The sequence below is a fragment of the Methylobacterium sp. UNCCL125 genome (assembly GCF_900116795.1).
GTDB classification, from domain to species: Bacteria; Pseudomonadota; Alphaproteobacteria; order Rhizobiales; family Beijerinckiaceae; genus Methylobacterium; species Methylobacterium fujisawaense.
Map to the genome: position 1 here is coordinate 15,542 of NZ_FPBW01000019.1, position 25,129 is coordinate 40,670.

Below are 25,129 nucleotides of genomic sequence, written 5' to 3' on the forward strand. Positions count from 1 at the left end.
GGCCCGGCCGCTCCGCGATCGGAGGGCCTGTCAGCCCTGCTGGGACGGCGTCGTCACCACGAGTCCGTCGAGCGCCGGGGTGATCTTGATCTGGCAGGACAGGCGGGAATTCTCGCGGACGTCGCTGGCGAAGTCGAGCATGTCCTGCTCCATGTCCTGGGCCTTGCCGACCACCTCGATCCACGCGTCGGCGACGTACACGTGGCAGGTGGCGCAGGCGCAGGCGCCGCCGCACTCCGCGTCGATGCCCGGCACGTTGTTGCGCAGAGCCGTCTCCATCACGGTCGCGCCGACGCTGCCTTCGACGGTCCGCTCCGTCCCGGCGTGGTCGACGTAGGTGATCTTGGGCATGCTGGGGGCTCCGGGCTCGCGTCGAGCGCACTCTGTCCGACGGGCGGCGTGCCTGCTTGGCGGCTGGAAACGCGGAATGCAAGCGCGGCATTAGACACCGGTCCCGGATCGATCGCCGCATTGCGGCGACCCCGTCAGGCCCGGGCCTCCGCGATCTCCGCCAGCGCCTGCGCGACCGCGTCCGCGAGGTCGTCGACCGGCACGGGCCCGGTGCCGTCCCGCAGGCGCGCCTCCGCGGCATCCGCCAGGGCCCGCACGCGCACGGCCCCGACGCCGGCGGCCGAGCCCTTCAGGGTATGGGCGAGGTCAGCGCGCGCGTCCCGCGGCACGGCCGGGTCGGCGAGGCGCGGCAGGATCGACCGGCACTGGCCGGCGAACAGATCCAGGACCTCACGGGCCAGCTCGGCGTCGCCACCGGTCTGGGCGTCCAGTTCCGCGGGGTCGATGGCCTGCATGCTCGGGCTCCCGGCATCCGGATTCGTCGGGGATTGCGGATCTGATCCACACAATTCACCCCCTGATTCGCCGGGTGGGGATCGCGCCGGACCCCTCCCCTGCGGCAGGATGGTGGACGCGGTGAGCGACGGGCGCGGTAACCATTCGGTTAACGTTTTCTGGGGCCAGTCGAGGGCTCGGGTATCGGCAGTCGCTGCCTGAGTTTAGTCTTGTAATGGTAAACGGGGCGTTGCGTCTCCGGCATCAGCCTTCCCCAAGGCGTCGGTGAACCCGTGTAACGAGGCGTTGAATGGCGACCGAGAAGAAGCTGAAGGACCCGGCCGAGGCCGCGCTCTCTGCGATCGAGCAGGCGCTGAACCTCGACGCCCTGACGCCGAACGGCACCGATGGCCGCGCCGAGCCGCGCCTGCCCGATGTGGGTGACGCCGAGCCGCTGCTCGACAGCGGCCTCGATGCCGCCGGGCGGACCATGCCGCCGCGCCTCGATCTCGACCCGCCGCTCGCCTCCGACCTGCCGCCGCCGGGCCTGGACCGCCCGCGCCGCGAGGGCGGGCTCCTGCCCCCCGACCGCTCGCTGGTGGCCAACGACGACCGGCGCAACATCGGCATCCTGCAGCAGACCCTGCGGGTGCGCTCCTCGCCCAAGCCCTACCTGCTCGCGCTCGCCGCCGGCGCCGTCTGGATCGGCGCCCTGGTGCTGATCGCGTGGTCGAAGTCCGAGGGCGACCTGCGCGCCGTCGTGTCGGGGCTCTCCGCCCTGCAGGCGAGCGTCGGCGCCGCGGCGCTGTTCGGCCCGGTGGTGCTGTTCGTGATCGCCGCCATGCTGGCGGTGCGCGCCCAGGAGATGCGCCTCGTCGCCCGTGCGGTGGGCGAGGTCGCGGTGCGTTTGGCCGAGCCCGAGAGCTTCTCCACCGACGCCGTCCTGACCATGTCGCAGACCGTGCGCCGCGAGGTGGCGGCGGTGGGCGACGGCGTCGAGCGGGCGCTCGCCCGGGCCGGCGAGCTGGAGACCCTGGTCCGGGGCGAGATCGCCACCCTGGAGCGGGCCTATTCCGACAACGAGATCCGCATCCGCTCCCTCGTGGACGAGCTGGTGGCCCAGCGCGAGGCGATCGTCACCAACGCCGACCGGGTGCGCAGCGCCATTGCCGGCTCCCACCAGAGCCTGAGCCAGGACCTGGAAGGCGCCTCGGACCGGATCGTGTCGGCCGTGACCGGCGCGGGCGAGCGGGTGACCGGCGCCCTGGAGACCCGCGGCGCCGCGATCACCGCCTCCCTGGGCGAGGCCGGCGACCGGGTGGTCAACCTCATGACCGCCCGCGGCAGCGACCTCGTCGACACCCTCGCGGCCACCAGCCAGGAGGTGCGCGGCGCCATCCAGGAGGTCGGCGAGACCCTGACCCGCAGCTTCGAGGATCGCGCCGGCGCGGCGACCGGCGCCTTCCAGGCCGCCGGCACCACCCTGGCCGATCGCCTGTCCGAGAATGCCGGCGCCCTCACCCGGACCCTGGAGGAGACCGGCAGCCGCGTCAGCGACGCGCTGGAGCGCCAGGCCGGCACCGTGCGCGAGAGCTTCGAGCGGTCCGTGACGGGGCTGGAATCCGTCTTCCTGTCCCGGGGTTCGGAGCTGACCGAGCGCTTCGGCGCGATGGGCGCCGACATCACCGCCCGCTTCGCCGAGACCGGCTCGGCCCTCACCCAGGACATCGCCGGCCGCGGCCTCGCGCTGCGCGCCGAGATCGAGAGCGCCGGCCTGTCGGTCGCCGAGACGATCGAGGGCCGCGGGCGTGATGCCCAGGCTGCCCTGGCGCTGGCGGCCAGCGGCGCCGGCGAGACCCTGACGGCCCGTGCCGGCGCCGTGCGCGACGACCTCGTCGGCACCGCCGAGCGGATCGCCGAAGGGCTGTCGGAGCGCGGAAGCGCCCTCGCCGAGCGGATGGACGGCATCGCGGCGCGCCTCGACGAGACCGTGACGGTTCGGGCCGCGGACCTGGAGCACCGGGTCGCAGCCGCGGCCGAGCAGGCCGGCGGCAGCATCGCGCACCGGACCGAGACGGTGGCGGCGCGCCTGGAGGCCGCCTTCGCGGCCCTGGGCCAGGGCTTCGAGGCGGGGGCCTCCTCGGCGGTCCAATCCCTGCGGGGCACCGTCGAGAGCCTGTCGGGCGAGATCGACGGCCGCACCGCCGAGGCGGTCGCGGCGCTCCAGCGCGGGGCCGAGGCGGCCACCAGCGCCCTGCGCGGCACGACCGACGAGGCCACCGGCGCGGTCGAGGCCCGGACCCTGGAGGCCGTGCGGGTGTTCGAGCGCCGGGTCGCGGATTCCGCCACCACCCTGTCGGCGCGCACCGAGGAGGCCGCCGCGGCGCTGCGCGCCGCCGCCGATCAGGCCGGCCAGGCCGCCGAGACGCAGACGCGGGATGCCGCCGCCCGGCTCACCGCGGCCCTGGAGACCCTGCGCACCGCCTCCGGCGAGGTCACCGGCGCCGTGGAGGCCGAGACCGCGATCCTCACCGCCCGGTTCCGCGACGCCGCCGACCGCGCCGGCACGGAACTCGGCGAGCGCGGCACGGCCGCCGTCTCGGCCGTCCGCGCCGCGCTCGACGACCTCAACCGCGAACTCGCCGCCCGGACCGGCGACGCCACCGGCAGCCTCGCCGAGGCCGCCCGCGCCATCTCGGCCGACCTCGCCGCCCGGATCGGCGAGATGGAAGCGGCCTTCGGCGCGCATGGCCGCGGCGTCGCCGAGCTGCTCGCCAGCCATGCCGACGAGACCCAGGCCCGGATCAGCGGCACCGGCCGCGACATCGTGCTCGCCGTGGCGAGCCAGGGCGCCCGCATCGCCGACACCCTCAGCCAGACCGGTGCGAGCTTCGCCGAGACCGCCGACGGCCGGGTCCGGGCGATCGACGAGACGCTGGGCAGCCGCCTCGCCGCCCTGCAGGAGACCATCGCCCGCGGCGACATCCTGGCCGACCGGATCGGCCGCGACACCGCCGCCCTCGGCGAGACCGTCGGCGCCCGTCTGGAGGAGATGGACCGGCTCCTCACCGGCAAGGGCGAGGCCGTGGCCGAGACGATCACGGCCCGGGCCCGCGAGGCCGGCAGCCTGATCGAGACCCATCTCGGGGGCCTGGAGACGCGCTCCGCGGAGCGGGCCGCCGCGATCGCCGCCACCGTGGCCGACCTCGTCGGCCAGATCGACGGTCATCTCGGCAGCCGCACCAGCGCGGCGGACGAGGCGCTGCGCGCCCGGACCGACGAGATGGCGCGGGTCATGGCCGAGGGCCATCGCGGCCTGATGGAGATGTTGGAGGGCCGCACCAACGGCCTCGGCCAGGACATCGCCCGGCACACGGGCGAGATCGCCCGCCGGATCGAGGAGAGCGCCGGCCATTTCGACACCGGCGTCATCGGCCGCCTGCAGGCGATCGCCGAGACCCTGGACGAGCGTGCCCGCCTCGTCGACGAGAGCTTCGGCGTGCAGGCCTTCGAGGCGATCCGCCTCATCGAGGCGCGCACCCGCGCGGTGGACGAGGAGCTGGCCGGCCGGACCCGCGACCTCGTGGCGATGATCGCCGACCGGACCGGCGGCCTCGACGGCGCCATGGCCGAGCGCGTCCGCGCCCTCACCGGCACCATCGAGGAGGCCACCCGCGGCCTCGAGTCCGCGCTGGCGAACCGTGCGGAGTCGATGGTCCGGCTGGTGGACGAGCGCACCGAGAGCGCCGACGCGGCTTTGACCGCCCGCACCGAGGCCGTGCACGCCGCCTTCGCCGAGCGCGCCGACCTCCTCGGCCGTCTCATCGACGAGCGCATCGCCGCCATGTCGGGCGAGCTCGACGAGAAGGGCCGCGCCGTGTTCGGGGCGATCGGCGGCCGGATCACCGAGCTGGCCCGCCTGCTCGACCGCGGCGGCACCTCCCTCGCCGAGCTGATCGACCAGCGCGGCGACAGCGTGCTCGCCAAGCTCCAGCAGACCATCGCGGATGCCGAGCGGATGCTCGATGCCGGCGAGGGCCGCCTGGGCCACACCCTGTCGAGCCGCACCGCCGACATCAGTGGCCTGCTCGACGAGGGCGTGCGCTCGGTCCACACCCTGCTGGACGACCGGACCAACCAGATCCGCGTCATGCTGGACGACCACGCCGGCACCCTGGCCGCCACCCTCGACGGCCGCATGGGCCCGATCCACGCCGCGCTGGACGGCCGCGGGCAGGCGCTGGTCACCGCCCTGGAGGGCGCGTTCGGCTCCGCCAGCGGCGCCCTGGACGAACGGACCCGCCAGCTCGGCAGCCTGTTCGACGAGCGGCTCGGCCATCTCGAGAGCCTGGTCGACGGCCGCGGCAACCGCCTCGCCGACACCCTCACCGCCCGGGCCCAGGCCCTGCGCACCCTGTTCGAGGAGGCCCAGGCGGCCCTCGACGGCGTGGTCGAGGGCGGCGGCGGCCGCTTCGCGGCCACGGTCGATGCCCGCATCCAATCCCTGCGCGCGGTGCTGGAGGAGGCGCCCGCCGCCGTCTCGGCGCTGGTCGAGACCCGCGAGCGTCAGCTCGCCGCCACCCTCGACGCGCGCACGCAGCGCCTGCAGACCCTCTTCGAGGAGGCTCAGGCCGGCCTGCGCGACCTCGTGGACGGACGCGGCCAGGACGTCGCCGACGCCATCGCGGCCCGGACCGAGGGCCTGCGCGCGACCCTCGACGCGGCACCCGCCCAGATGGCGGACCTGCTGGATTCCCGCCTCTCGGACCTTCAGGGCCTGTTCGAGCGGGCGCAGGGCGAGATCGACCGCCTCGTGGACAACCGCGGCCGCCAGATCGCCGGGACCATCGAGCACCGCACCCAGGCGCTCCAGGCGACCATCGAGGGGGTGAACCCGGCCATCGCCGGCCTGCTCGAGGAGCGCGAGAACCGGCTCGCCGAGACTCTCAAGGAGCGGACGGGCGAGCTGCAGACCCTGTTCGATCGGGTGCAGAACCGCCTCGGCGCGCTGGTCGAAGGTACCGGCCGCGACGTGTCCGAGCGGGTCGACGCGCGCATCGAGACCCTGCGGTCGACCTTCGAGCAGGCGCGCGCGTCCATCGAGGGGCTTCTGGAGGACCGCAGCCAGGCCCTGGTGGCGGCGGCCGAGGGCCGTACCGGCGCCCTCGTGGAGGTCTTCGACACCCGGCTGCGGGATCTCGACGGCGTCGTCGAAGGTCGCACCGGCGCCCTGGTTCAGACCTTCGACGCCCGGCTGCGCGACCTCGACGGCGTCGTCCGAGGCCGTACCGGCGCTCTGGTCGAGACGTTCGACACCCGGCTGCGCGATTTCGACGGCGTCGTCGAGGGTCGTACCGGCGCCCTGGTCGAGGCCTTCGACACCCGGCTGCGGGATCTCGACGGCATCGTCGAGGGCCGCACCGCGGCCCTGGCGCAGGCCGTGGAGGCGCAGAGCGAGGCCCTGGCCCGTGGCGTCGACGCCCGCGCCGATGCCTTCACCCAGCGCATCGACAGCCGCATGCGGCTGTTCGCGACCCTGGTGGCGCAGCGCGCCGACACCCTGGCCACCGCCTTCGACGACCGCCACGAGGCCTTCGCGGGCCTGATGGACGAGCGCACGGCGTCCCTGGTCGCCGCCCTCGACGAGCGGGCGCGGGCCCATGCCGAGCAGGTCGACGCCCACAACGCGGCGCTGGCCGAGACCCTTAGCCGCCGCGAGGCCGCGCTCGCCGGCCTGATCGACGCCCGCACCGAGGCCCTCGGGGCCGGGTTCGAGCGCCGTGCCACGGCGCTCGGCGCCCTGGTGGATGCCCGCGGCGAGGCCCTGTCCCGCCGCCTCGCCGAGAGCGCAGAGACCCTGGTGCGCGCCATCGAGGAGCGCGGCGGCGCGCTCGTCGCCAGCGTCGAGGGCAGCGGCCGCGCGGTCGGCGACAGCCTGGAGGGCCATGTCGAGCGCCTGCGCGGCGCCATCGACGGGCCGATGATGGACCTGTCCCGGGCGCTCGCGGACCGGGCCGAGGCGATCGAGCGGGCGCTCGCCGAGACCGGCGTGCCCCTGGCCGAGAGCCTGCGGGCGCGGACCGAGGAACTGGCCGTGCAGTCGCGGGCCTCGGCCGAGCTGCTGCGCGCCGCCGTCGAGGACGGCGCGGGCCGCACCCTCTCGGAGCTGTTCGAGACCAACGACCGGATGGGTCGCGAACTCGGCAGCCTGCTGCAGCGGATCGAGGCCGCCAACACCGCGCTCACCGACCTCGTGGCCGGGGCCGACACCAACCTCGGCGCGATCGAGCGGGGTCTCGCCGGCCGGATCGAGCAGGTCCAGGGGGCCCTGGAGCGCATCGCCGCCGAGACCGGTCGCGCCAGCGCCGGCGTCTCGGCCCAGGTCGAGGCCCTGCGCGGCGCCGCCGACGGGGCGCTCAGCGAGGCCTCGCGCCTCGCCGAGACCCTCGACGGCCGCGGCCGCTCCCTCGGCGAGCAGACCGTCGCGCACGTGGCGGCCCTCGACCGGGCCGCGGCCTCCCTGGCGGCCATCGAGGAACGCCTGGACTCGGCCCTGTCGGGCCGCGAGACCAAGCTCACCGAGGCGCTGGCCACCTTCGAGGCCCGGGCCGCCGCCCTGGAGCAGAACGGCAACGCCCTGGCGCAGACCATCGAGCAGACCCTGCGCGCCGCCGAGGAGCGGGCCCGCAGCGTCGGCGAGTCCCTGGCCCAGTCGGCCCAGGGCGCCGGGGCCTCGGTGACGAGCGCCTTCGCCGACCTGAAGGACAGCGCCAGCGCCGAGGGCGAGAAGGCCGCCCAGGGCGTCCGGCAGGTCATCGAGGAGGCGGCCCGCGAGATGCGCAGCGGCTTCCAGGAGGCCCAGGCCAGCTTCGGCGATTCCTTCTCGGCTCTGCGCGAGATGGCGGGCTCGATCCGCGGCGAACTCGACGCGACCCGCGCCGAACTCGCCAAGGGCGTCCTCGAGCTGCCGCGCGAGACGCAGGATGCCACCGGCGAGATGCGCCGGGTGGTGGCGGACCAGATCAAGGCGCTCAACGAGCTGTCGTCCCTGGTCTCCCGCTCCGGTCGCTCGGTCGACGTCGCCCAGCCGCAGGCCCAGCCCCAGCGCCGGGTCGCGGAAGGCGGGGGCCGCGCCGTCGCAGCCGCGTCCGCCGCGGCCCCCGCGGCCCCCGCGGCCGCGCCTTCGGCCGCACCGGCAGCCTCCGCCGCCCCGGCGCTCCCGGCCCCCGCGGCGGCGCCGCGCGCCGCCCCGGCCCGGATCGAGGCGCCCCGCCCCTCCGCGACCGCCCGCCCGGCACAGGCCGGCGACAAGCGCGGCTGGTTGTCCGACCTGCTGACCCGCGCCTCGCTGGACGACGACGAGGAGGAGGTTCCCGCTGCCGAAGCGCCGGCCCCCGCACAGCCGGCCCGCCGGCCCGCGGTGGCGGCCGCCGAGACCGGGCGGATCGCCCTCGACACGATCTCGACCGACATCGCCAAGATGATCGAGCATCGGACCGCGGTCGACCTGTGGGAGCGGTACCGCCGGGGCGAGCCGAACCTGTTCGACCCGCGGATCTACACGCCGCAGGGCCGGGCGACCTTCGCGGAGATCCAGCGCCGGTACCGGTCGGATGCGGAGTTCCGCCGCAGCGTCGACCGCTACGTCAGCGAGTTCGAGCGCCTGCTCGGCGACGTGGTCAAGAACGACAGCGACGCCAAGCGCACCGATGCCTACCTGACCTCCGAGACCGGCAAGGTCTACACGATGCTGGCCCATGCCAGCGGGCGCTTCGACGGGGCGTAGGACGGATCCCGCCGGGGCCGAGATGGCTCCGGCGGGTTCGCAGGCCGGAGTGAGAGCTGTCCCACCCTCCCCCTCACCTGAGGGGCCCGCGGCAGCAGGCCTCGCGGGGATGCAGGGATCGCGGCGCCGTCTGGAGGGCTTCCTTCGCGGCCACCGCCGTGCGCCGGCGCCTCAGGAGGGCGTGCGGGGGACTGAGCGGTGGGGGGCGCTACATCCTCACAGCAGGCCGAGGCCGACCAGCTCGCGCCGCAGGGCCTCGGGCATCTCGGCGAGGTCCCCCGACGCCTCGGCGCCGAGGTCGGCCGGCGCGTCGCGCGCCGTGAGGTAGCGCCAGCCCTGGAAGGGCCGGCAGGGCCGGGGCGCCACCGGGACGAGGCGCGGATCGAAGACCAACCGGCAGCGCGGGATGCCGTCCTCGCCGGTCAGTGGTTCGATCGCGCTGATCGCCTGCCGGCAGGACAGAGTCCCCCGGATCACCCAGTAGATCGAACCGCGCCCGGTGATCTCCCGGTGGCGCTTGGGCAGGGTGCGGGTGACGTGGAACGGGGCCGCGGGCCGGCCGTCCCGGAGCGCCTCCTCCCGGAACCGGGCCTGCCGGGCCTCGAGGTCGGCGATGGTGGCGGGGCCGACGCAGAGCTTGATCAGGTGCAGGGCCACGGACGTGCTTGCTCGGGATTGCCGGGGGCGGCCCTGATAGCAGGGTCCGCGTCGGGACGCGCCTGCCGAACCGCCTCAGGCAGATGCGGCGGCGCGGTCTTCCGTGCGCGCGGATGGCCGGCGCCGCGTCGGCCTCGCTCGGAAGCCGTCAGGCGAACAGGGCGAGCCGCTGCTCCGGCGTCAGCGCCGCGATCTCGGCGAAGCTCAGGGCCGGATCCTCCGGCGGCATGGCCGGCTCGGGGGCTGCCGCGACGGCCTCGCCCCAGGCCAGATCGGCCATATCCGCTCCGAGCGGGGCGTGGGGCTCCGGCGCGGCGTCGGGCTCCGGCGCGGCCTCGGCGAAGGTGCCGGTGTCAGGGGGCGAGACAGTCTCGGGCTCGTCGGCAAACCCGGGAACGGTGTCCAGGTCGGCCACCAAGTCGGCCACCAGGTCGGCCACCATATCGATCTCGTCGACCGGCGCCGCGACGGCCTCCGGCTCGGAATCCGCGACCCGCTCCGGTGCTTCCGCATCCGGCTCGGCCTCCGCCGAGACCGGGAGGAACACCAGATCCTCGTGGAGCGCCGGGCTGCCGGGGCGCGCCACGAGGGCGGCCACCGTGATGGCCGGTACGTCCATGGCGATGTAGCGGTCGACGTCGCTCTGGTTCAGATCGGCCGGCTCGCCGGCCGGCCGCGCGCTCCGGTGGGGCGGCACCCGCACCGCGTCCTCGCCCCAGATGGCGATCATCGCGGAGACCCGGTCCTCCAGGTAGCGCAGGGTGTAGACGATCCGGGCGGTGCGCTGCGCGGTCAGGTCCTGGAAGGAGCAGGCGGTGTAGATCGCGGTGGCGTGGCGGTCGAGGGCGTCGCAGGCCTGCGCGTCGGCCCCATGCTCGCGGAGGGTCCAGGCCGCCTCCTGGATCGACTCGGCGGCGCTGAGGATGTCGGAGGTGGCCTGCTCGGTCTCGCGCACGATGGCGTCGAGGGCGAGCGACGCCTGCGTCAGCCGGGTCTCGTCGCTGTTCGGGGCGTTGAGCGCCGCGATCTCGCCCTTGGTCCGGCTGATCGCGTCGGCCATGTCGAGAAGGTTGCCGCGCAGGTGGCCGAAAGCCTCCTGCCCGCGGTCGGCGGTGACGCTCCGCTCCAGCCGTGCGATCGCTCCGAGCAGCACCTCGGTTTCGGGGCCCCGGTTGCGCCGGGCGTATTCGGCGAGGAACCAGCGGCCGCGCTCGCTGGCGCTGATCGTCGCCTCGATCGCCTCGTACTCGGCCGACGCATGCGCGCTCGGAGTCACGGAACCGAACATGGGCCTCTCTGGACGCTGGCGGCGGGCGCGGTAGCGGCCCGCCCAGGTGCGCGCCAATCCCCGGGAATTTGACAGACTCCCTTTAACGGGCGCTTACGGACGGACTACGCCCCCCGCCCCTCCCGTCGAGACCCGCCTTGCCCCGCCCGTCCGGCCCGGCGCGCCTGTCGCTGCTCTACGCCGTGGTGTTCACCGAGATCGGCATCGCGATGCCGTTCATGCCCCTGTGGCTCGACGCCCTGGGCCTCGATGCAAGGGTGATCGGCCTCCTGCTCGCGCTGCCGATCGCCACGCGAATCGCCGCCACGGCCCCGCTCATGAGCCTGCTCGACCGGGGCCTGGGCCCGCGCCGGCTGATCCTGCTCGGCAGCCTCGCGCTCAGCCTGACCTACGCGTTGATGCCCGCCGCAGCCGGGATCGCCTGGCCGTGGCTCGCCGCGCTCATCGTGCTCAACGCGGTCGCCGGCGCGCCCCTCGTGCCCTGCATCGACTACCTGACGCTCGCGGCCGTGCGCGGGGATTCCCGCCTCGCCTATTCGCGGATCCGGATGGCGGGCTCCGTCGCGTTCCTGCTGGCGAACCTCGCGGGCGGAGTGCTTCTGACGGCGCTGGGCGGGCGGCTCGCCGTGCCGCTTCTGCTGACCGGCCTCGCCCTCGGCGCGGCGCTGGTGGCGTGGCGCAGCCGCGCGGTGGCGGCCCTGCCGCCGTCCGCGGCGGGAACCGGCCGGCCGCGGCTGCCTCTGAAGCTGTGGCTGTGCATCGGCGCGGCGGCCGCGATCCAGGCGAGCCACGGGGCGATCTACGGGTTCGGCAGCATCTACTGGACCAGCCAGGGGATCCCGGCGGCCTGGGTCGGCTCGCTCTGGGCGACCGGGGTGCTCGCCGAGATCGCCCTGTTCGCCGCTCTGCCCGCCCTGCCCGCCGCCTGGCGCAGCCCGGTGCGGCTCCTCGGTGCCGGGGCCGTCGCGGCGATCCTGCGGGCGGTCGGCATGTTCCTCCTCGGCGACCATCTCGCCGCGCTGGTGCCGCTGCAATGCCTCCACGGCCTGACCTTCGGGGCGACGCAGCTCGGCGCCATGGCGGCGGTCTCGGCCTACGCCCCGGACGGCGCCCGGGGCCGGGCGCAGGGCACGCTCAGCGCGGTCAATGCCGGGATCTCGGTGGTCGCGACCCTGGGCAGCGGCGTCGCCTACCGGGCCGGCGGCCCCCTCGCCTTCCTGCTCATGGCGCCGCTCGCCGCCGCGGGCCTGGGGCTCGCCCTGGCCTCACGCCGCGCTTCAGGGGTGAGGTTGGAGACGGATCGTCAACCGTAATGTCGTCATAACCGCCGGGCAGGGTGGTGCCTCGATCGAGGAGTATGGGTGTTGCTGAGCGAGGGCACTGTTCCCGGCGCCTTGGCCGGCGCCGCGCTGCGGGACCGGACGGCCGACGGCCGTCTGACGCTCGACGGCCGCTGGACCGCCGACCAGGGCCCGGCCGTCGAGGCCGCGGCCGCGGGCATCGCGGCGGCCGGCCGCGCCGGGCCGGTGGCGGTCGACCTGTCGGCCATCGAGCGCCTCGACACCCTCGGTGCCTGGGTTCTGGAGCGGACCCGCGCCGAGATCGAGCAGGCGGGGGGCGCCCTCACCTATCTCAACGCACGGCCGGAGCACCGCACCCTTCTGGGGGAGGTTCGCCTGCGCGAGCCGGACGCGCCGCCGCCCCGGCGGCACGGCCCGGTCGTCGGCCTGCTCGATGCCACCGGGCGCCAGACGGTACAGGGCGGCCATGAATTCGTCACCGCCCTCGCCTTCCTCGGCGAGCTGATCGCCGCCTGCGGACGCGTCGCCCTGCGGCCCGGCACGTTCCGCGGCAACGCCCTGATCAACCAGATCCAGCAGGTGGCGCTCAACGGCACGCCGATCATCGTGCTGATCTCGTTCCTGGTGGGCGGCATCGTCGCCCAGCAGGGGATCTTCCAGCTCCAGCGCTTCGGCGCCCAGACCTTCGTGGTCAACCTGATCGGCCTGCTGATCCTGCGCGAGATGGGCGTGCTGCTCACCTCGATCATGGTCGCCGGCCGCTCCGGCTCGGCGATCACCGCCGAGATCGGCTCCATGCGCATGCGCGAGGAGGTGGACGCGCTCCGGGTCATGGGCCTCGACCCCGTCGAGATCCTGATCGTGCCCCGGGTGCTCGCCCTGATGATCGGCCTGCCGATGCTGACGCTGATCGGCGACCTCGCGGCGCTCGCCGGCGGCGGGCTCACCGCGATGCTCTACGGCGGCCTGACCCTCGACCAGTTCCTGGTCCGCCTCCAGGCGGCGGTGGGCGTCCACCACGTCATGGTCGGCCTGATCAAGGCGCCGTTCATGGCGCTGACCATTGGGGTGATCGCCACGATCGAGGGTTTCGCGGTCGAAGGCTCGGCGGAATCGCTCGGCCGCCACGTCACCGCGTCGGTGGTGAAGTCCATCTTCATGGTCATCGTCCTCGATGGCCTGTTCGCGGTGTTCTTCGCCGCGATCGACTTCTGAGGCCGACCCGATGACCGCCCCCGCCCCGATCATCCGCGTGCGCGACCTCGTGGTCGGATTCCGCGACCGCAACATCCTGAAGGGTCTGAGCCTCGACATCCGCGCCGGTGAGATCCTCGGCTTCGTCGGGCCCTCGGGCCAGGGCAAGTCGGTGCTCACCCGGACGATCCTCGGCCTCAACCCCAAGCGGGCCGGCACGATCGAGGTATTCGGCCGGGACGTCGACGAGCTCACCTACGCGGAGCGGCGCCGGATGGAGCAGCGCTGGGGCGTGCTGTTCCAGCAGGGCGCCCTGTTCTCGGCGCTGACCGTCAAGCAGAACATCCAGGTGCCGATGCGCGAGCACCTGAACCTGTCCGAACGCCTCCTCGACGAGTTCGCCCGGCTCAAGATCGAGATGGTCGGCCTGAAGCCCGACGCCGCCGACAAGCTGCCCTCGGAGCTGTCGGGCGGCATGATCAAGCGCGCGGCGCTCGCCCGCTCCCTGGCCCTCGACCCCGAGATCCTGTTCCTCGACGAGCCGACCTCGGGCCTCGACCCGATCGGTGCCGGCGAGTTCGACGACCTCGTCTCGACCCTCAAGGAAACGCTGGGCCTGACCGTCTTCATGGTCACCCACGACCTCGACAGCCTCTACACCGCCTGCGACCGCATCGCGGCGCTCGGCGACGGCCAGATCATCGCCGCCGGCACGATCGACGAGATGCTGGCGAGCGACCATCCCTGGCTGCGCTCCTACTTCCACGGCAAGCGTGCCCGGACCATCGCGACGGGCGGCGCATCGGCTCATGCCTGACCCGATGCCTGATCACCGTCCCACCCAGATCCCGCCCTGCTCCCCTCCGGGGGCCGGGGCCACAGGCCCGGCCGCATCCCCGCCGGCCAGAACCGCAGGTTGAGCGCATGGAAACCCGCGCGAACTACGCCCTCATCGGGGCCTTCACCATCGCCGTCATCCTGGCGGGCTTCGGCACCGTGCTGTGGCTCTCCGGCGGCTCGTCGCGGCAGGTCAGCCAGATCGTCCGCATCGTCTTCTCCGGCTCGGTCGGGGGGCTCTCGCGCGGATCGAGCGTGAACTTCAACGGCATCAAGGTCGGCGAGGTCACCGATATCCGCCTCGCTCCGCAGGATCCCCGCCGGGTGCTCGCCACGATCAAGGTCGATCCCGCGACCCCACTCCGGGCCGACACCCGCGCCCGCCTCGACTCGGCGATGCTCACCGGCGTCTCGGTGATCTCCCTGTCGGGCGGCAACGCCGACGCGCCGGTGCTGACCCCGATGGCCAACGGCGAGCCGCCGACCATCTTCGCCGATTCCTCCGACATGCAGGACATGATGGCGCTGGCCCGTCAGGTGGCGCAGCGGGCCGACGACATGCTCGCTCGCCTGGACAGGCTCGTCTCCGCCAACGAGGGGGCGATCAACCGGTCGCTGTCCAATGTCGAGACCTTCTCCAAGACGCTCGCCGATGCCGGCCCCAACATCTCCGCCCTGGTCAAGGCGGTGGACGGTGCGAAGCTCGGCCGCGTGATCGACAACGCCGACCGCTTCTCGGCGGCCCTGTCCAAGGCCAGCCCCGACATCGAGGCGGGCCTGCACGACGCCCGGCTGCTCGCCGGCAAGCTCAGCGCCTCGGCCGACAAGATCGACGCGGTGCTCAACGGCGCCGAGAGCTTCCTGGGCTCGGCCTCCGGCCAGGAGGGCTCCAGCACCTTCGCGGAGATCCGCGCGGCGGCGATCTCGGTGCGCGACGCCGGCAAGGCGTTCCGGACCATGTCGGAAAACCTCGACAAGCGCACCGCCAGCATCGCGACCAGTTTCGGACGGCTCAGCGGCACCGGCCGCCGGGAGGTGGAGGCCCTGTCGGGGGACGGGCAGCGGACCCTGAGCACCCTCAACCGCACGGTGCGCAGCCTGGAGCGCGACCCGAGCCAGGTGATCTTCGGCGGCAAGCCATCGTTGCCCGAATACAACGGTGGGCGCTGAAAGCGCGCGGCGCCGGACGGATGTGTCCCGGCGCACGGCACGGATGCCGCAGCGGATTAGTTTTAACCGCATAGCTTTTACAGCTTCGCTGCTCGCCGGCGGAGTTTCTCAGGTCATGTGTATGGTCCGCTCGTCCCACATCCTCGCCGCCGCGCTGTTCGCCGCCCTCCTGGGCGGCTGCGGCGGCGGTGTGGCGCCCCTCACCTTCGACCTCGCGGCGCTGCCCCCCGCGGGCCGGCCGATCGCGGCCGGCCGTTCGATCGTGGTGTCGGAGCCGGTTGGGATCCAGCCCTTCGAGGCCGACCGGATCATCGTGCGCGAGAACGGCGGGGCGCTGTCCTTCCTGGGCGGCGGCCAATGGGCCGACCGGCTGCCGCGCCTGATCCAGACGCGGCTCATCCAGAGCCTGGAGAATTCCGGCCGGCTCCGCTCGGTGAGTCGACCCGGCGACAAGGTCGTGGCCGACTACCAGCTGATCAGCGAGATCCGCGCCTTCGATGTCCAGGCCGCGACCGGCGAGGCGGTGGTCGACCTGTCGCTGAAGCTCGTAGCCGACGGCACCGGCAAGGTCGCCGCCGCGCGGATCTTCACGGCCCGGGTCCCGGTGTCCAAGATCGATGCCGGAAACGGCGCCCGCGCCCTCGATCAGGCGCTGGTGACCGTGCTCGCCGACGTGGTGCGGTGGGTGAACAGCGGGCGGTGAAACCGCCTCACTCCATCACGGCGGCCTTCATGATCACCACCATGGTGGCCCGGGCCGGGCCGTCCGTGCAGCGGATGAGGTGGGGCCGGTCGCAGCGGTAGCGCAGGGTCTCGCCGGCCCGCGCGCGCTGCACGCTGCCGCCGATCTCGACCTCGAACGCGCCCTCGGCGACCGACAGCGATTCCACCGAGCCGCGCTGGTGCGGGTCCGAGTCGAGGACGCCGCCGAGATCCGCCGTGACCTCGTACCATTGCAGCCACTCGATCGTCTTGAGCCAGCCGATGATCGCGAGCCGCACCTTCCCGTCCTCGGAGACGAGGATCGGCGTGTCGGCCCGGGAGGTCTTCTCGATGAAGGGCTCCTCGTCGCCCGCCGCCAGCACCCGCTCGATGGACACGTCCAGCGCCTGCGACAGGCGCCAGATGGTCGCGAGGGTCGGATTGGTCTCGTTGCGCTCGATCTGGCTGATGATCGATTTGGCCACACCGGACTGCTCGGCGAGTTCCGAGAGCGACAGGTTGTAGGCCTTGCGCAGCCGCTGGATGGTCTTGCCGAGCTGCCCGGAGAGCGCCTGCGCGCCGGTCAGCAGGTCGCGCCCGCGCCCCCGGTCGGGCCGTTCCGCCTGATCCTGCATCGTCACCGGTCCGCCTGTACCGTTCCGTTATCCGAACGATCGTGCGCTTCTTCAAACGCAATCGCCGCCCGGTTGCAAGGCAGCGGGCGGCAGGGGCGCTGGAAAGTGCCGGCTCGGGCGTGGCCTACGACCAGAGAGCGTGGAAGTGATGAACCGGCCCGTGGCCCGTCCCGACCGCGAGCTGGTCGGCGGCGGCGAGGGCGGCCGTGAGGTAAGCCTTGGCGGCCGCCACCGCCTCAGGCAGATCCAGGCCCTGGGCGAGTCCCGCCGCCACCGCGGCCGAGAGCGTGCAGCCGGTGCCGTGGGTGTTGGCCGTCGCGATTCGCGGCGCCGAGAGGGTCCGCAGGGTGCCGTCCGCCGTGACGAGGTGGTCGATGCTCTCGCGCCCCACGCCGTGGCCGCCCTTGATCAGCACCGCCCGGGCGCCCAGCCCCACGAGCCGCCGGCCCTGGGCCACGATCGTCGCCGCGTCCGTGGCGACGGCCTCGCCGAGGAGCACCGCCGCCTCCGGCAGGTTGGGGGTGATCAGATCGGCCCGCGGCAGCAGCCGCTCGCGGAGCGTCGCCACGGCCGCGTCCGCGATCAGCCGGTCGCCGCTCGTGGCGACCATCACGGGATCGAGGACGACCGGGATCGCCCCGGCGTGGCGCGCCAGCCCCTCGGCCACGGCGGCGATCACCGCCACCTGCGACAGCATGCCGATCTTCACGGCCTTCACGGCGAGGTCGGAGAACACGCTGTCGATCTGCCGGGTGACGAAGTCCGGCGGCACGTCGTGGATGCCCTGGACCCCCTTCGTGTTCTGCGCGGTCAGCGCCGTGATCACGCTGGCCCCGTAGACGCCGAGCGCCGAGAAGGTCTTGAGGTCCGCTTGGATGCCGGCGCCCCCGCCGGAATCCGAGCCCGCGATCGTCACCGCGATGGGCGCGGGGTCGCTCATCGCGAGGCCGCCCGCTCCGCCAGGGCGGCGTCGATCCGCGCGCGCAGGTCGCGGGCGCGCTGGCGCACCGAGTCCGCGCCGAACAGGGCGGTGATCACCGCGACGCCGTCCGCCCCCGCGGCGATCACCGCGGCGGCGTTGTCCAGGCCGATCCCCGCGATGGCGCCGAGCGGCAGGTCCGCCCCGCGGGCGAGGCGGGCGCGGAAGGCGATGCTGGCAAAGCCGTCGAGGCCCACGGGCGGGTCGGGATTGTCCTTGCTGGTGGTGGCGAACACGCCGCCGATGCAGGCGTAGTCGACGGGAAGCCGGTACAGCTCGTCCGCCTGGGCGGCCTTCTTGAGGGTGAGACCGATGATCGCGCCCTCCCCCAGGAGGCGGCGGGCATCCGCCGGATGGAGGTCGCTCTGGCCGAGATGCACCCCGTCCGCGCCTGCGGCGAGGGCGAGGTCGACGCGGTCGTTGACGAGGACCGGGACCCGGCCGCCCACGGCTTCCAGGATCGCCCGGATCCGCCCCAGGGCGGCGCGGGCATCGGCGATGTCCTTCTCGCGGTACTGGAGCAGGGTGCAGCCCCCGGCCACCGCTTCGGCGCCGAGTTCAGCCAGCCGCGCCCCGTCGGCGCCGCAGGCGCCGACGTCGAGGAGGCCGTAGAGTCGCAGGTCGACCGCCTGTCTCCCGGTCGATGCGGCGCTGGCGCTGGCTGGCATCGCTGTCGCTGTATCCTCGTTCCGGCAGAACCGCCCCGGCGGCGTCCGCGCCGGTCCCTCCCTGTTTGGGCAGGCATCGGCGCGTTGGCAAGCGCACGGGGCCGCTCCGTCCGACAGCGGCGTTGACGCGCGGCGATCCTGTCCCCCTATAGGTGGGATCCGCTCCGGCGCGTCCCGGGGGAGAGGCGGTCGAGGAACGATGAAGGGTGCCGCGGCGCAGACGGATGCGCGGGGGGCGCAGGCCTCGCCGGAGCGCTCCTCCGTAGGCCTCGTCGCGGTGATCGTCGCCGCGACCAAGGGGGAGCCGCGCGCCCTGACGATCCGCGTGCCCGACCAGGCACCGGGCCGGGGCGACGGCCTGCCGGCCGGCCCGCTGGTCCCCGAACACGCGACCCTGGAACGGGGCCTGCGCGCCTGGGTGGAGCGGCAGACGCACCAGCGTCTGGGCTACGTGGAGCAGCTCTATACCTTCGGCGATCGGGACCGCTCCGGCACGGCGAACCTGTCCGGCGTGCATTCGCTCTCGGTGGCCTATCTGGCGCTCGTTCGCGAGGAGCGGCCGGCCGGCTTGGCCGAGGCCGCGTGGCAGAACTGGTACCGCTACCTGCCCTACGAGGATTTCCGCCAGGGGCGCCCCCGCCAGCTCGACGCCATCGAGGCGCGGCTCGCCGCCTGGGCGTCCGAGCCCGAGGAATGTGCTACCCGGACCCGCCGCCTGGACCGCCTCGGCCTGACCTTCGGCATGAACGGCGGCACGTGGAACGAAGAGCGTGTCCTGGAGCGCTACGAGTTGCTGTTCGAGGCCGGTCTGATCCCGGAGGCGAAGGGCAATCCCGGTCCGGCCCTCCCGAACGACCCAACCGGCGTGCCCATGGCCTTCGACCACCGGCGGGTGCTCGCCACCGCGATCGGCCGGCTCCGGGGCAAGATCAAGTATCGCCCGGTGGTGTTCGAGCTGATGCCGCCGGAATTCACCCTGCTCCAGCTCCAGCGCACCGTGGAGGCCCTGTCGGGGACGCAGCTGCACAAGCAGAATTTCCGCCGTCTCGTGGCGCAGCAGGGACTGGTGGAGGAGACCGAGAGCGTCACCAGCGGCGCCGCCGGCCGGCCGGCGCGGCTCGTGCGCTTCCGCCGGGAGGTGCTGCTGGAGCGGCCCGCCCCGGGGTTGCGGCTGCCGTCGCGGCGGGTGGGCTGACGAACGGGATCGATCTTTCCGTCGCGCCAGGATGCCGAGGCCCAGGCCGGCGGTGCGCCGTAGGCCGCCCCCCCCCAGGCCTTCAGCCTGTCCTGGCCGGCCCGGCCGTCGAAGACGCGGTCGGCGAAGCTGTCGGTGCGCCCCTCCGGCAGGCCGGACGGGATGGCGTTCGTCAGGACGAGGGTGTGGAAACCGGCCTCCGGATGGAGCGACACGAGGATCTGCGCGCCGGTGCTGAAGGCGCCGGCATGGCTCCAGGCGAGGCCGTGGCGACCGTACGCGCTGGTCCAGCGTTGGTCGCCCCGTGTCGGATTCTCACCGCAGGTGTGGTCGTCGGCCGGTACAGACCGCGCCCGCGCCGGCCGTCACGGCATCCTCGAACGGGCGCGGCGCGTTCGGGATTCGCATGCGCCCGCGCGTGGCCGGGCTATCGGAACGGGTTGTCGTCGGCCGGGGGCTTCACGCCATGGAGCATCCGGTAGAGCGTCCATTCCTCGACGATCTTGTTGCCCGGCAGGGAGCAGAGCCCGATCGCGCCCCCATCCGGCAGCTTCGCGATGATCGACCGTCCCCCCATCGTTGCGCAGAAGGCGGAGGCCGGGTTTTCCAGCGCCTGCGCCGGTCCCGGTCGGGCGATGGCGGCGCACAGCGCGAAGGCGATGACGAGCCTCTCGGCGCGACCGCCCGACGGCAGGATCGGAGGGGACATCGGCCGCCCCTGCCCTACCCGTAGGTGTGGTCGTCGGCCGGGAACCGCCCGGCCCGGACCTCCTCCGCGTAGGCTTTCACGGCCTCCTCGATATGGTTGCGCAGGCTGCCGAACTGGCGCACGAATTTCGGCGTCCGCTCGGACAGGCCGAGCATGTCCTCCAGCACGAGGATCTGGCCGTCGCAGACCGCGGAGGCGCCGATGCCGATCGTGGCGGCCGTCACCCGGGGCGAGGTCGCGATGGCGCGAGCCACCGGCTCGACGATGCCCTCCAGCACGATCGCGAAGGCGCCGGCCTCGGAGATGGCGCGGGCATCCTCCAGAAGGCGGCGCTCGTCGTCGGGCCCCCGGCCCTGGACCTTGAAGCCGCCCATCGTGTTCACAGCCTGCGGGGTGAGGCCGATATGCCCCATCACCGGTACGCCGCGCTGGACCAGGAACGCCACCGTCTCGGCGAAATGGGCTCCGCCCTCCATCTTGATCGCGCCCGCGCCCGTCTCTTTCAGCACCCGGGACGCGTTGAGGAACGCCTGTTCCCGGCTGGCCTCGTAGGAGCCGAACGGCATGTCGACCACGACGAGCGCCTTCTCGGTGCCGCGGATCACCGCCTGAGCCTGGAGGATCATCATCTCCAGGGTCACGGGGATCGTCGATTCCATCCCGTGCATGACCATGCCGAGGGAATCGCCCACGAGGATGAAGTCGCAATAGGGATCGACGATGCCGGCCGTGTGGGCGTGGTAGGCGGTCAGCGCGGTGATCTTGCGCCCCTCGGCCTTGCGCTTGCCGATATCGATCGCCCGGAGCCGTCGGGACTGCACGACCTGCGACATGATTCAGATCCCTTCCGGCACCGAGGGCAAGCGCCTGTCCCCCTCCCGTGCGGGAGTGGGACAGGATGAGGGGGTGACTCGTCCGGAAAGACCTGTTCCCTCACCCCAACCCTCTCCCGCTCGGGAGAGGGGGCGCGTCCCGTTTCATGCGTCCCTCTTACACCGCCCGGCGCCGCCGGTCAGCGCCCCGCCTGTGGCTCGGCGCCCGCCTTCCAGGCCGGATCGACCTGCAGGTTCGCGGTCTCGTGCGTCTCCTGCCAGCCCTCGACGCCCTGGGGGAACCAGCGCACGCCGGTATAGCCCTTCAGGATGAGGCGCTTGGCGGCGTTCCAGCTGCCCCAGCACTCCACGTGGCAGAACACCACCACCGGGCGGGCCTTGTCGCCGCCCGTCAGCGCGGCGACCCGGTCGTAGAACAGCGCCTCGCGCGCGGGCGCCAGGGGTTCGGCGCCGGCCTCCGGCATCCAGACGGCCCCCGGAATCGAGGGATGCACCGGAAGCCACAACCGTCCCTCCGGGAAGTTCGACGGTTTGCGGTCCGGGGCAGCCACGTCGATCAGCACCGGCTTGTCGGGGCCCGCCATCAGGGCCGCGACGGCGTCGGCATCGACCACCGTCGCCCCTTTCAGGGTCTGTGGCGTGTAGCCCTTCGGCGGGCCGGCATAGAGCCCCTCCGGCTCGGGGACGTTGACCGGCGAATCGGCCGGCGCGGCGGCGAGGCAGAGGAGTGCGGCACAGGCCGCAGCGGCCCGGCCGGTCAGGAGGAGGCGCCGCATGGTCAGTTCGTCGGGCCCGGCGGGGTGAAGCTGTGCTGCCAGCGCCCGCCCTGGTTGTCGGAAGCCGCCACCTGGATCGGCTTGCCGTCCGGCTTGAAGGCGAAGTTGATCACCGGGTTCGAGGCGATGGAGATGTCGCCCGTCATGGTGAAGACCGTCCGGTCGCCCGCCGAGACGGTGAGCTTGTCGATGTAGCGCGCCGGCGTGTAGTCGCGGGTCACCTGGTTCATCTGCATGCCCGAGAAATTCGGGTGGCGGATCATCAGCGTCGCCTCCACGGGCTTGCCGGGCTGGGTCTCGGCGAACTTCATGCGCATGTCGCCCATGCCCTTCATGGCCTCCTCGTCGCTCATGCCCATCGGGGCCGAACAGCCGCCGGACGCCTTCACGAACTGCTTGGCCTCGTAGAGCTTGCCGTCCTGCGTCTCCACCACGGCGTGCATGTCGGTGTAGTTGTTGACCCGCACGCGCAGCTTCAACTCGGCCGGGTCGGCGGCCGGTCCGAACTCGAACTTGGCCGCGTAGGGCGCCGGGTTGTCGTCGATGATCAGCGAGACCGCCTTGATCTGCCCGTCGTTGGGCATGGTCAGGGTGATCGGCACCAGGGCGGCGTCGAGCGCCCGGGCGGGGGCGTCGATCTTCACGAGGCTGTCGGTCTGGGCGATCTGGCGGTCGCCGAAGATCGACTTGGCGATCTCCTGCCAGCGGGCCGCCCGCTCCTGATCGGTATCGGAGGCGCCCGCCGCCTGCGCAGCGTGGACGAGGGGGCCGGACAGGGCGGTCGCCGCCAGGGCGGCGCTGAGGGCGAGGGTGGAGAGGGTCTTTCCGATCCGGTGGGTCATGGCGTGCCTCCCGTTGTCATCCGATATGGGGAACCGAAAATCCTATTCCCACTCGAGTTCCTGATAGGCCACGGTGACGTTGCGGCCGTTGTAGGTCTCGAACAGCGCCCACTGGTCCCGCTGGTCCGCGGCGACGCGCGTCACCGCCTTCTCGATGGGGACGTCCTTGGCGATCGCAGCCCGGGTCCCGTCGCGGAGGGCGGTCAGGTAGCCGGTAAGGTCGGACAGCGCCGGGGCGAGATCCACCGCGACGGGGCCGTGGCCCGGCACCGCCCGTGAGGCACCCATGGCCTTCAGGCGCTCGATCTCGCTCAGCCAGCCCTTGAGGCTGCCGTCGAGGGACGGGATCCGGTTCACGAACAGCAGGTCGGCGGGGAACAGCAGGCCGCTGCCGGAATCGATCATCGACAGGTCCGAGGTGGTGTGCGCCGGCCCGTGCGCCGTGAAGGTCAGGCGCCGGTCGCCGAGGTCGATCTCGGCCGTGTCGGCCACGCTCATCGTCGGGTAGACCACCGGCCCGGTCCGGTCCTCGCCCAGGAGATCGATCAGGCGCTTGCGGTAGAACTCGCCGCGGGCCGAGAGCGCCTCGGTGAGCTTGGCGTGGCCGATGAAGACCGGCTTGTCCTGGACGAACGCCCCCGCGCCGAAGACGTGGTCGGGATGGACATGGGTCAGCACGACGTGGGTGATCGGCTTCTGCGTGCGCTTGACGATCTCGGCGCGCAGCCACTGGCCGTCCGCGAGGCTGCCGCCGGATTCCGTCACCAGCACGCCGCTCTTGCCGATGAGGAAGCCGATATTCGCGATGGCGTCCGCATTGTCGGAGGTTGCGTCGGCGATCAGGCCCTTGCGCACGAACACGCCCGGACCGACCTCCTCCATCGTGAAGCTCTCGGCGGCGCGGCCCAGCGTCGGCAGGCAGCACAGGCAGAGCCCCGCGAAGAGCGCGTGCCGCCGCGTCAGCCCGGCGCCGGCGGCGAACGTCCTCGGATGGACGGCGGATGCCGTCATGCCGAAACCTCCCGATCTTGATTGTCTACCATTAAGTAGGTAGATTGCTCCTCCGTCAAGGGGTGCGCCGCGATCGGGATCGCGGCCGGCCCCACATTCGCGTGAGCCGGAGCGACGATCGCCGCGATGAGGGATACCCGCGCCGAGCTGCTGATGCAGGCCGAGACCCTGGTGCGGGGACGCGGCTATGCCGGCTTCAGCTACGCCGACCTCGCGGCGGCGGTGGGCATCCGCAAGGCGAGCATCCACCACCACTTCCCCACCAAGATCGATCTCGGCGCCGCCCTGGTGGCGGCCTATGCGGCGCGCTACGCCGCCGCCCTGGAGGCGATCCGCCGGGACGTCCCGGACGGGCCGGGCCGGGTCGAGGCCTATGGCCGGCTCTATCTCGGCGGTGTCGAGCAGGGGCTCGGCTGCCTGTGCGCGGCGCTCGCCATCGAGGGCGAGGCCCTGCCCGAGCGCCTGCGCCGGGACATTGCGGCCTTCTTCGCGGATCACCTCGCGTGGCTGGAGGCGATCCTGCGGGAGGGGCAGGCGGACGGGAGCGTCCGCGGCGGCGCGGATCCGGCGGCGCTCGCCCGCTACGTCGTCGCCACCCTGGAGGGGGCGCTGCTGATGGAGCGCCTGTTCGCGAGCCCGGCGGCCTTCCGGGGGACGCTGGCGGTCCTGGTGGACGGGCTCAGGCCGCAGTGAACCGCGCGTAGCCGTCCGCCCGGAGGCGGCAGGCCGGGCAGGTCCCGCAGCCGTAGCCCCAGGGATGCCGCTGCCCGCGCTCGCCGAGGTAGCAGGTGTGGCTCTCCTCGACGATCAGGTCGACCAGCGCTCGGCCCCCCAACGTCTCGGCCAGTTCCCAGGTCTGCGCCTTGTCGAGCCACATCAGCGGCGTGTGCAGGACGAAGCGCCGCTCCATGCCGAGGTTGAGCGCCACCTGCAGGGCCTTGATCGTGTCGTCGCGGCAGTCCGGGTAGCCGGAATAGTCGGTCTCGCACATCCCGCCGACCACGTGCCGGAGGCCCCGCCGGTAGGCGAGCGCCGCCGCGAAGGTCAGGAAGACGAGGTTGCGGCCGGGCACGAAGGTGTTGGGCAGGCCCGACGCCTCGTAGCCGATCGCGGCCTCCCGGGTGAGTGCCGTCTCGGACACCTGCCCGAGGGCGTCGAGGGCGAGCGTGTGGTCCGCCCCGAGGCGGGGCGCCCAGTCGGGATTGAGGTCCGTCGTGCCCGCCCGCAGGGCGGCGCGGCGGTCGAGCTCGACCCGGTGGCGCTGTCCGTAATCGAAGCCGAGGGTCTCGACATGGTCGAACCGGTCCAGCGCCCAGGCGAGGCAGGTGGCCGAATCCTGGCCGCCGGAGAACAGCACCAGCGCGGCGCGGTCCCCCGAAGGCGCGGCCTCACTCGCCATCGTACTCGGCCCAGGACATCGGGGTCTCGGCGACCCGCACCAGCGCGAGGCCCGGCAGGTCCGGCCGGAGGCGCTGCCAGATCCACGCCGCGATGTTCTCGGCGGTCGGGTTCTCCAGCCCCTCGATCTCGTTGAGGCAATGGTGGTCGAGCCGGGCGAGCAGCGGCCCGAAGATCGACTCGATGTCGTAGAAGTCGATCACCCAGCCGGTGTGGGCATCGACCGGACCGGCCACCGTCAGCTCGACCCGGTAGGAATGCCCGTGCATCCGGTGGCAGCGGTGGGTCTCGGGCACGTTCGGCAGCCGGTGGGCCGCCTCGAAGGTGAAGGCTTGGGTGATCTTCATGGGCGGGGTTCGCGG

General features: G+C 73.2%; 22 protein-coding genes. 8 read left to right on the forward strand and 14 right to left on the reverse strand.

Annotated elements, in window-relative coordinates; genetic code table 11:
* Positions 1–30 precede the first annotated feature (30 nt).
* Positions 31–351: a 2Fe-2S iron-sulfur cluster-binding protein gene (locus BM396_RS19480; protein WP_043347410.1), complete on the reverse strand. Its 321-nt coding sequence runs from the start codon at positions 349–351 to the stop codon at positions 31–33.
* Between the two features lie 134 nt (positions 352–485).
* Entirely contained in the window at positions 486–806 is a 321-nt protein-coding gene (locus BM396_RS19485) for an Hpt domain-containing protein (RefSeq protein ID WP_043347408.1), read from the reverse strand.
* Between the two features lie 290 nt (positions 807–1,096).
* On the opposite strand from BM396_RS19485, the gene BM396_RS19490 reads away from it, so the two are divergent.
* On the forward strand, positions 1,097–8,572 hold the full coding sequence (locus BM396_RS19490) for an apolipoprotein A-IV repeat region-like domain-containing protein (RefSeq protein WP_043382017.1): 7,476 nt from the start codon (positions 1,097–1,099) through the stop codon (positions 8,570–8,572).
* Positions 8,573–8,788: 216 nt separating this feature from the next.
* On the opposite strand, the gene BM396_RS19495 is transcribed toward BM396_RS19490, so the two are convergent.
* Positions 8,789–9,229 (reverse strand): DUF1489 family protein, encoded by a 441-nt coding sequence (locus BM396_RS19495; RefSeq protein WP_043382013.1) that lies wholly within the window; start codon positions 9,227–9,229, stop codon positions 8,789–8,791.
* A gap of 148 nt (positions 9,230–9,377) precedes the next feature.
* A complete protein-coding gene (locus tag BM396_RS19500; protein ID WP_043382010.1) occupies positions 9,378–10,517 on the reverse strand; it encodes a hypothetical protein in 1,140 nt (379 codons plus the stop codon).
* 137 nt (positions 10,518–10,654) lie between these two features.
* On the opposite strand from BM396_RS19500, the gene BM396_RS19505 reads away from it, so the two are divergent.
* The 5 genes from BM396_RS19505 to BM396_RS19525 all read left to right on the forward strand — a co-directional run bounded on the left by BM396_RS19505 (position 10,655) and on the right by BM396_RS19525 (position 15,722).
* On the forward strand, positions 10,655–11,830 hold the full coding sequence (locus BM396_RS19505) for an MFS transporter (RefSeq protein ID WP_043382005.1): 1,176 nt from the start codon (positions 10,655–10,657) through the stop codon (positions 11,828–11,830).
* A gap of 51 nt (positions 11,831–11,881) precedes the next feature.
* Positions 11,882–13,033 carry an ABC transporter permease gene (locus BM396_RS19510; RefSeq protein ID WP_170861811.1) on the forward strand — a complete coding sequence of 384 codons (1,152 nt, stop codon included), beginning with the start codon at positions 11,882–11,884 and terminating at the stop codon, positions 13,031–13,033.
* Positions 13,034–13,043: 10 nt separating this feature from the next.
* Entirely contained in the window at positions 13,044–13,829 is a 786-nt protein-coding gene (locus tag BM396_RS19515) for an ABC transporter ATP-binding protein (protein WP_170861809.1), read from the forward strand.
* 107 nt (positions 13,830–13,936) lie between these two features.
* Positions 13,937–15,019 (forward strand): MlaD family protein, encoded by a 1,083-nt coding sequence (locus BM396_RS19520; RefSeq protein ID WP_043355838.1) that lies wholly within the window; start codon positions 13,937–13,939, stop codon positions 15,017–15,019.
* A gap of 121 nt (positions 15,020–15,140) precedes the next feature.
* Positions 15,141–15,722, forward strand: coding sequence for an ABC-type transport auxiliary lipoprotein family protein (locus tag BM396_RS19525; RefSeq protein WP_043382003.1), 582 nt, complete (start codon positions 15,141–15,143; stop codon positions 15,720–15,722).
* Between the two features lie 7 nt (positions 15,723–15,729).
* Here the strand turns inward: BM396_RS19525 and BM396_RS19530 are convergent, their stop codons facing one another.
* The 3 genes from BM396_RS19530 to thiE form a co-directional block, all read right to left on the reverse strand.
* Positions 15,730–16,356 carry a helix-turn-helix domain-containing protein gene (locus tag BM396_RS19530; RefSeq protein WP_043355842.1) on the reverse strand — a complete coding sequence of 209 codons (627 nt, stop codon included), beginning with the start codon at positions 16,354–16,356 and terminating at the stop codon, positions 15,730–15,732.
* A 124-nt stretch (positions 16,357–16,480) separates the two neighbouring features.
* Positions 16,481–17,296, reverse strand: coding sequence for a bifunctional hydroxymethylpyrimidine kinase/phosphomethylpyrimidine kinase (gene thiD / locus BM396_RS19535; protein WP_043382000.1), 816 nt, complete (start codon positions 17,294–17,296; stop codon positions 16,481–16,483).
* Complete coding sequence (gene thiE, locus BM396_RS19540) at positions 17,293–18,003, reverse strand: thiamine phosphate synthase (protein WP_043381996.1); 711 nt, start codon at positions 18,001–18,003, stop codon at positions 17,293–17,295. The genes thiD and thiE overlap by 4 nt, the downstream gene beginning before the upstream one ends.
* Positions 18,004–18,202: 199 nt before the next feature.
* Here thiE and BM396_RS19545 point away from each other — a divergent pair, with 199 nt between their 5' ends.
* Positions 18,203–19,198, forward strand: a complete 996-nt coding sequence (locus BM396_RS19545; protein ID WP_043355850.1) for an NUDIX hydrolase — start codon at positions 18,203–18,205, stop codon at positions 19,196–19,198.
* A 427-nt stretch (positions 19,199–19,625) separates the two neighbouring features.
* On the opposite strand, the gene BM396_RS19555 is transcribed toward BM396_RS19545, so the two are convergent.
* From BM396_RS19555 to BM396_RS19575, 5 genes are all read right to left on the reverse strand, one after another.
* Positions 19,626–19,907: a DUF333 domain-containing protein gene (locus BM396_RS19555; protein ID WP_051976039.1), complete on the reverse strand. Its 282-nt coding sequence runs from the start codon at positions 19,905–19,907 to the stop codon at positions 19,626–19,628.
* 14 nt (positions 19,908–19,921) lie between these two features.
* Positions 19,922–20,740, reverse strand: coding sequence for a 3-methyl-2-oxobutanoate hydroxymethyltransferase (gene panB, locus BM396_RS19560; RefSeq protein ID WP_043355852.1), 819 nt, complete (start codon positions 20,738–20,740; stop codon positions 19,922–19,924).
* 179 nt (positions 20,741–20,919) lie between these two features.
* Positions 20,920–21,516 (reverse strand): rhodanese-like domain-containing protein, encoded by a 597-nt coding sequence (locus BM396_RS19565; RefSeq protein WP_043355854.1) that lies wholly within the window; start codon positions 21,514–21,516, stop codon positions 20,920–20,922.
* A 2-nt stretch (positions 21,517–21,518) separates the two neighbouring features.
* Positions 21,519–22,358: a quinoprotein dehydrogenase-associated SoxYZ-like carrier gene (locus tag BM396_RS19570; protein WP_051976038.1), complete on the reverse strand. Its 840-nt coding sequence runs from the start codon at positions 22,356–22,358 to the stop codon at positions 21,519–21,521.
* Between the two features lie 42 nt (positions 22,359–22,400).
* Positions 22,401–23,369: a quinoprotein relay system zinc metallohydrolase 2 gene (locus BM396_RS19575; RefSeq protein ID WP_051976037.1), complete on the reverse strand. Its 969-nt coding sequence runs from the start codon at positions 23,367–23,369 to the stop codon at positions 22,401–22,403.
* A 126-nt stretch (positions 23,370–23,495) separates the two neighbouring features.
* On the opposite strand from BM396_RS19575, the gene BM396_RS19580 reads away from it, so the two are divergent.
* A complete protein-coding gene (locus BM396_RS19580) occupies positions 23,496–24,062 on the forward strand; it encodes a TetR/AcrR family transcriptional regulator (RefSeq protein WP_043381993.1) in 567 nt (188 codons plus the stop codon).
* On the opposite strand, the gene queC is transcribed toward BM396_RS19580, so the two are convergent.
* Both queC and queD read right to left on the reverse strand, forming a co-directional pair.
* Positions 24,049–24,768: a 7-cyano-7-deazaguanine synthase QueC gene (gene queC, locus BM396_RS19585; RefSeq protein ID WP_043355856.1), complete on the reverse strand. Its 720-nt coding sequence runs from the start codon at positions 24,766–24,768 to the stop codon at positions 24,049–24,051. The genes BM396_RS19580 and queC overlap by 14 nt on opposite strands.
* On the reverse strand, positions 24,758–25,114 hold the full coding sequence (gene queD, locus BM396_RS19590; protein ID WP_043381990.1) for a 6-carboxytetrahydropterin synthase QueD: 357 nt from the start codon (positions 25,112–25,114) through the stop codon (positions 24,758–24,760). Before queD ends, queC begins: the two co-directional genes overlap by 11 nt.
* Positions 25,115–25,129: the final 15 nt, after the last annotated feature.

Bases quoted from the DNA above. Each gene is read 5' to 3' on its own strand.
- BM396_RS19480 (WP_043347410.1), bottom strand. From the start codon at position 351: ATGCCCAAGATCACCTACGTCGACCACGCCGGGACGGAGCGGACCGTC.
- BM396_RS19485 (WP_043347408.1), bottom strand. From the start codon at position 806: ATGCAGGCCATCGACCCCGCGGAACTGGACGCCCAGACCGGTGGCGAC.
- BM396_RS19490 (WP_043382017.1), top strand. From the start codon at position 1,097: ATGGCGACCGAGAAGAAGCTGAAGGACCCGGCCGAGGCCGCGCTCTCT.
- BM396_RS19500 (WP_043382010.1), bottom strand. From the start codon at position 10,517: ATGTTCGGTTCCGTGACTCCGAGCGCGCATGCGTCGGCCGAGTACGAG.
- BM396_RS19515 (WP_170861809.1), top strand. From the start codon at position 13,044: ATGACCGCCCCCGCCCCGATCATCCGCGTGCGCGACCTCGTGGTCGGA.
- BM396_RS19520 (WP_043355838.1), top strand. From the start codon at position 13,937: ATGGAAACCCGCGCGAACTACGCCCTCATCGGGGCCTTCACCATCGCC.
- BM396_RS19525 (WP_043382003.1), top strand. From the start codon at position 15,141: ATGGTCCGCTCGTCCCACATCCTCGCCGCCGCGCTGTTCGCCGCCCTC.
- BM396_RS19530 (WP_043355842.1), bottom strand. From the start codon at position 16,356: ATGCAGGATCAGGCGGAACGGCCCGACCGGGGGCGCGGGCGCGACCTG.
- thiD (WP_043382000.1), bottom strand. From the start codon at position 17,296: ATGAGCGACCCCGCGCCCATCGCGGTGACGATCGCGGGCTCGGATTCC.
- thiE (WP_043381996.1), bottom strand. From the start codon at position 18,003: ATGCCAGCCAGCGCCAGCGCCGCATCGACCGGGAGACAGGCGGTCGAC.
- BM396_RS19545 (WP_043355850.1), top strand. From the start codon at position 18,203: ATGAAGGGTGCCGCGGCGCAGACGGATGCGCGGGGGGCGCAGGCCTCG.
- BM396_RS19555 (WP_051976039.1), bottom strand. From the start codon at position 19,907: ATGTCCCCTCCGATCCTGCCGTCGGGCGGTCGCGCCGAGAGGCTCGTC.
- panB (WP_043355852.1), bottom strand. From the start codon at position 20,740: ATGTCGCAGGTCGTGCAGTCCCGACGGCTCCGGGCGATCGATATCGGC.
- BM396_RS19565 (WP_043355854.1), bottom strand. From the start codon at position 21,516: ATGCGGCGCCTCCTCCTGACCGGCCGGGCCGCTGCGGCCTGTGCCGCA.
- BM396_RS19570 (WP_051976038.1), bottom strand. From the start codon at position 22,358: ATGACCCACCGGATCGGAAAGACCCTCTCCACCCTCGCCCTCAGCGCC.
- BM396_RS19575 (WP_051976037.1), bottom strand. From the start codon at position 23,369: ATGACGGCATCCGCCGTCCATCCGAGGACGTTCGCCGCCGGCGCCGGG.
- BM396_RS19580 (WP_043381993.1), top strand. From the start codon at position 23,496: ATGAGGGATACCCGCGCCGAGCTGCTGATGCAGGCCGAGACCCTGGTG.
- queC (WP_043355856.1), bottom strand. From the start codon at position 24,768: ATGGCGAGTGAGGCCGCGCCTTCGGGGGACCGCGCCGCGCTGGTGCTG.
- queD (WP_043381990.1), bottom strand. From the start codon at position 25,114: ATGAAGATCACCCAAGCCTTCACCTTCGAGGCGGCCCACCGGCTGCCG.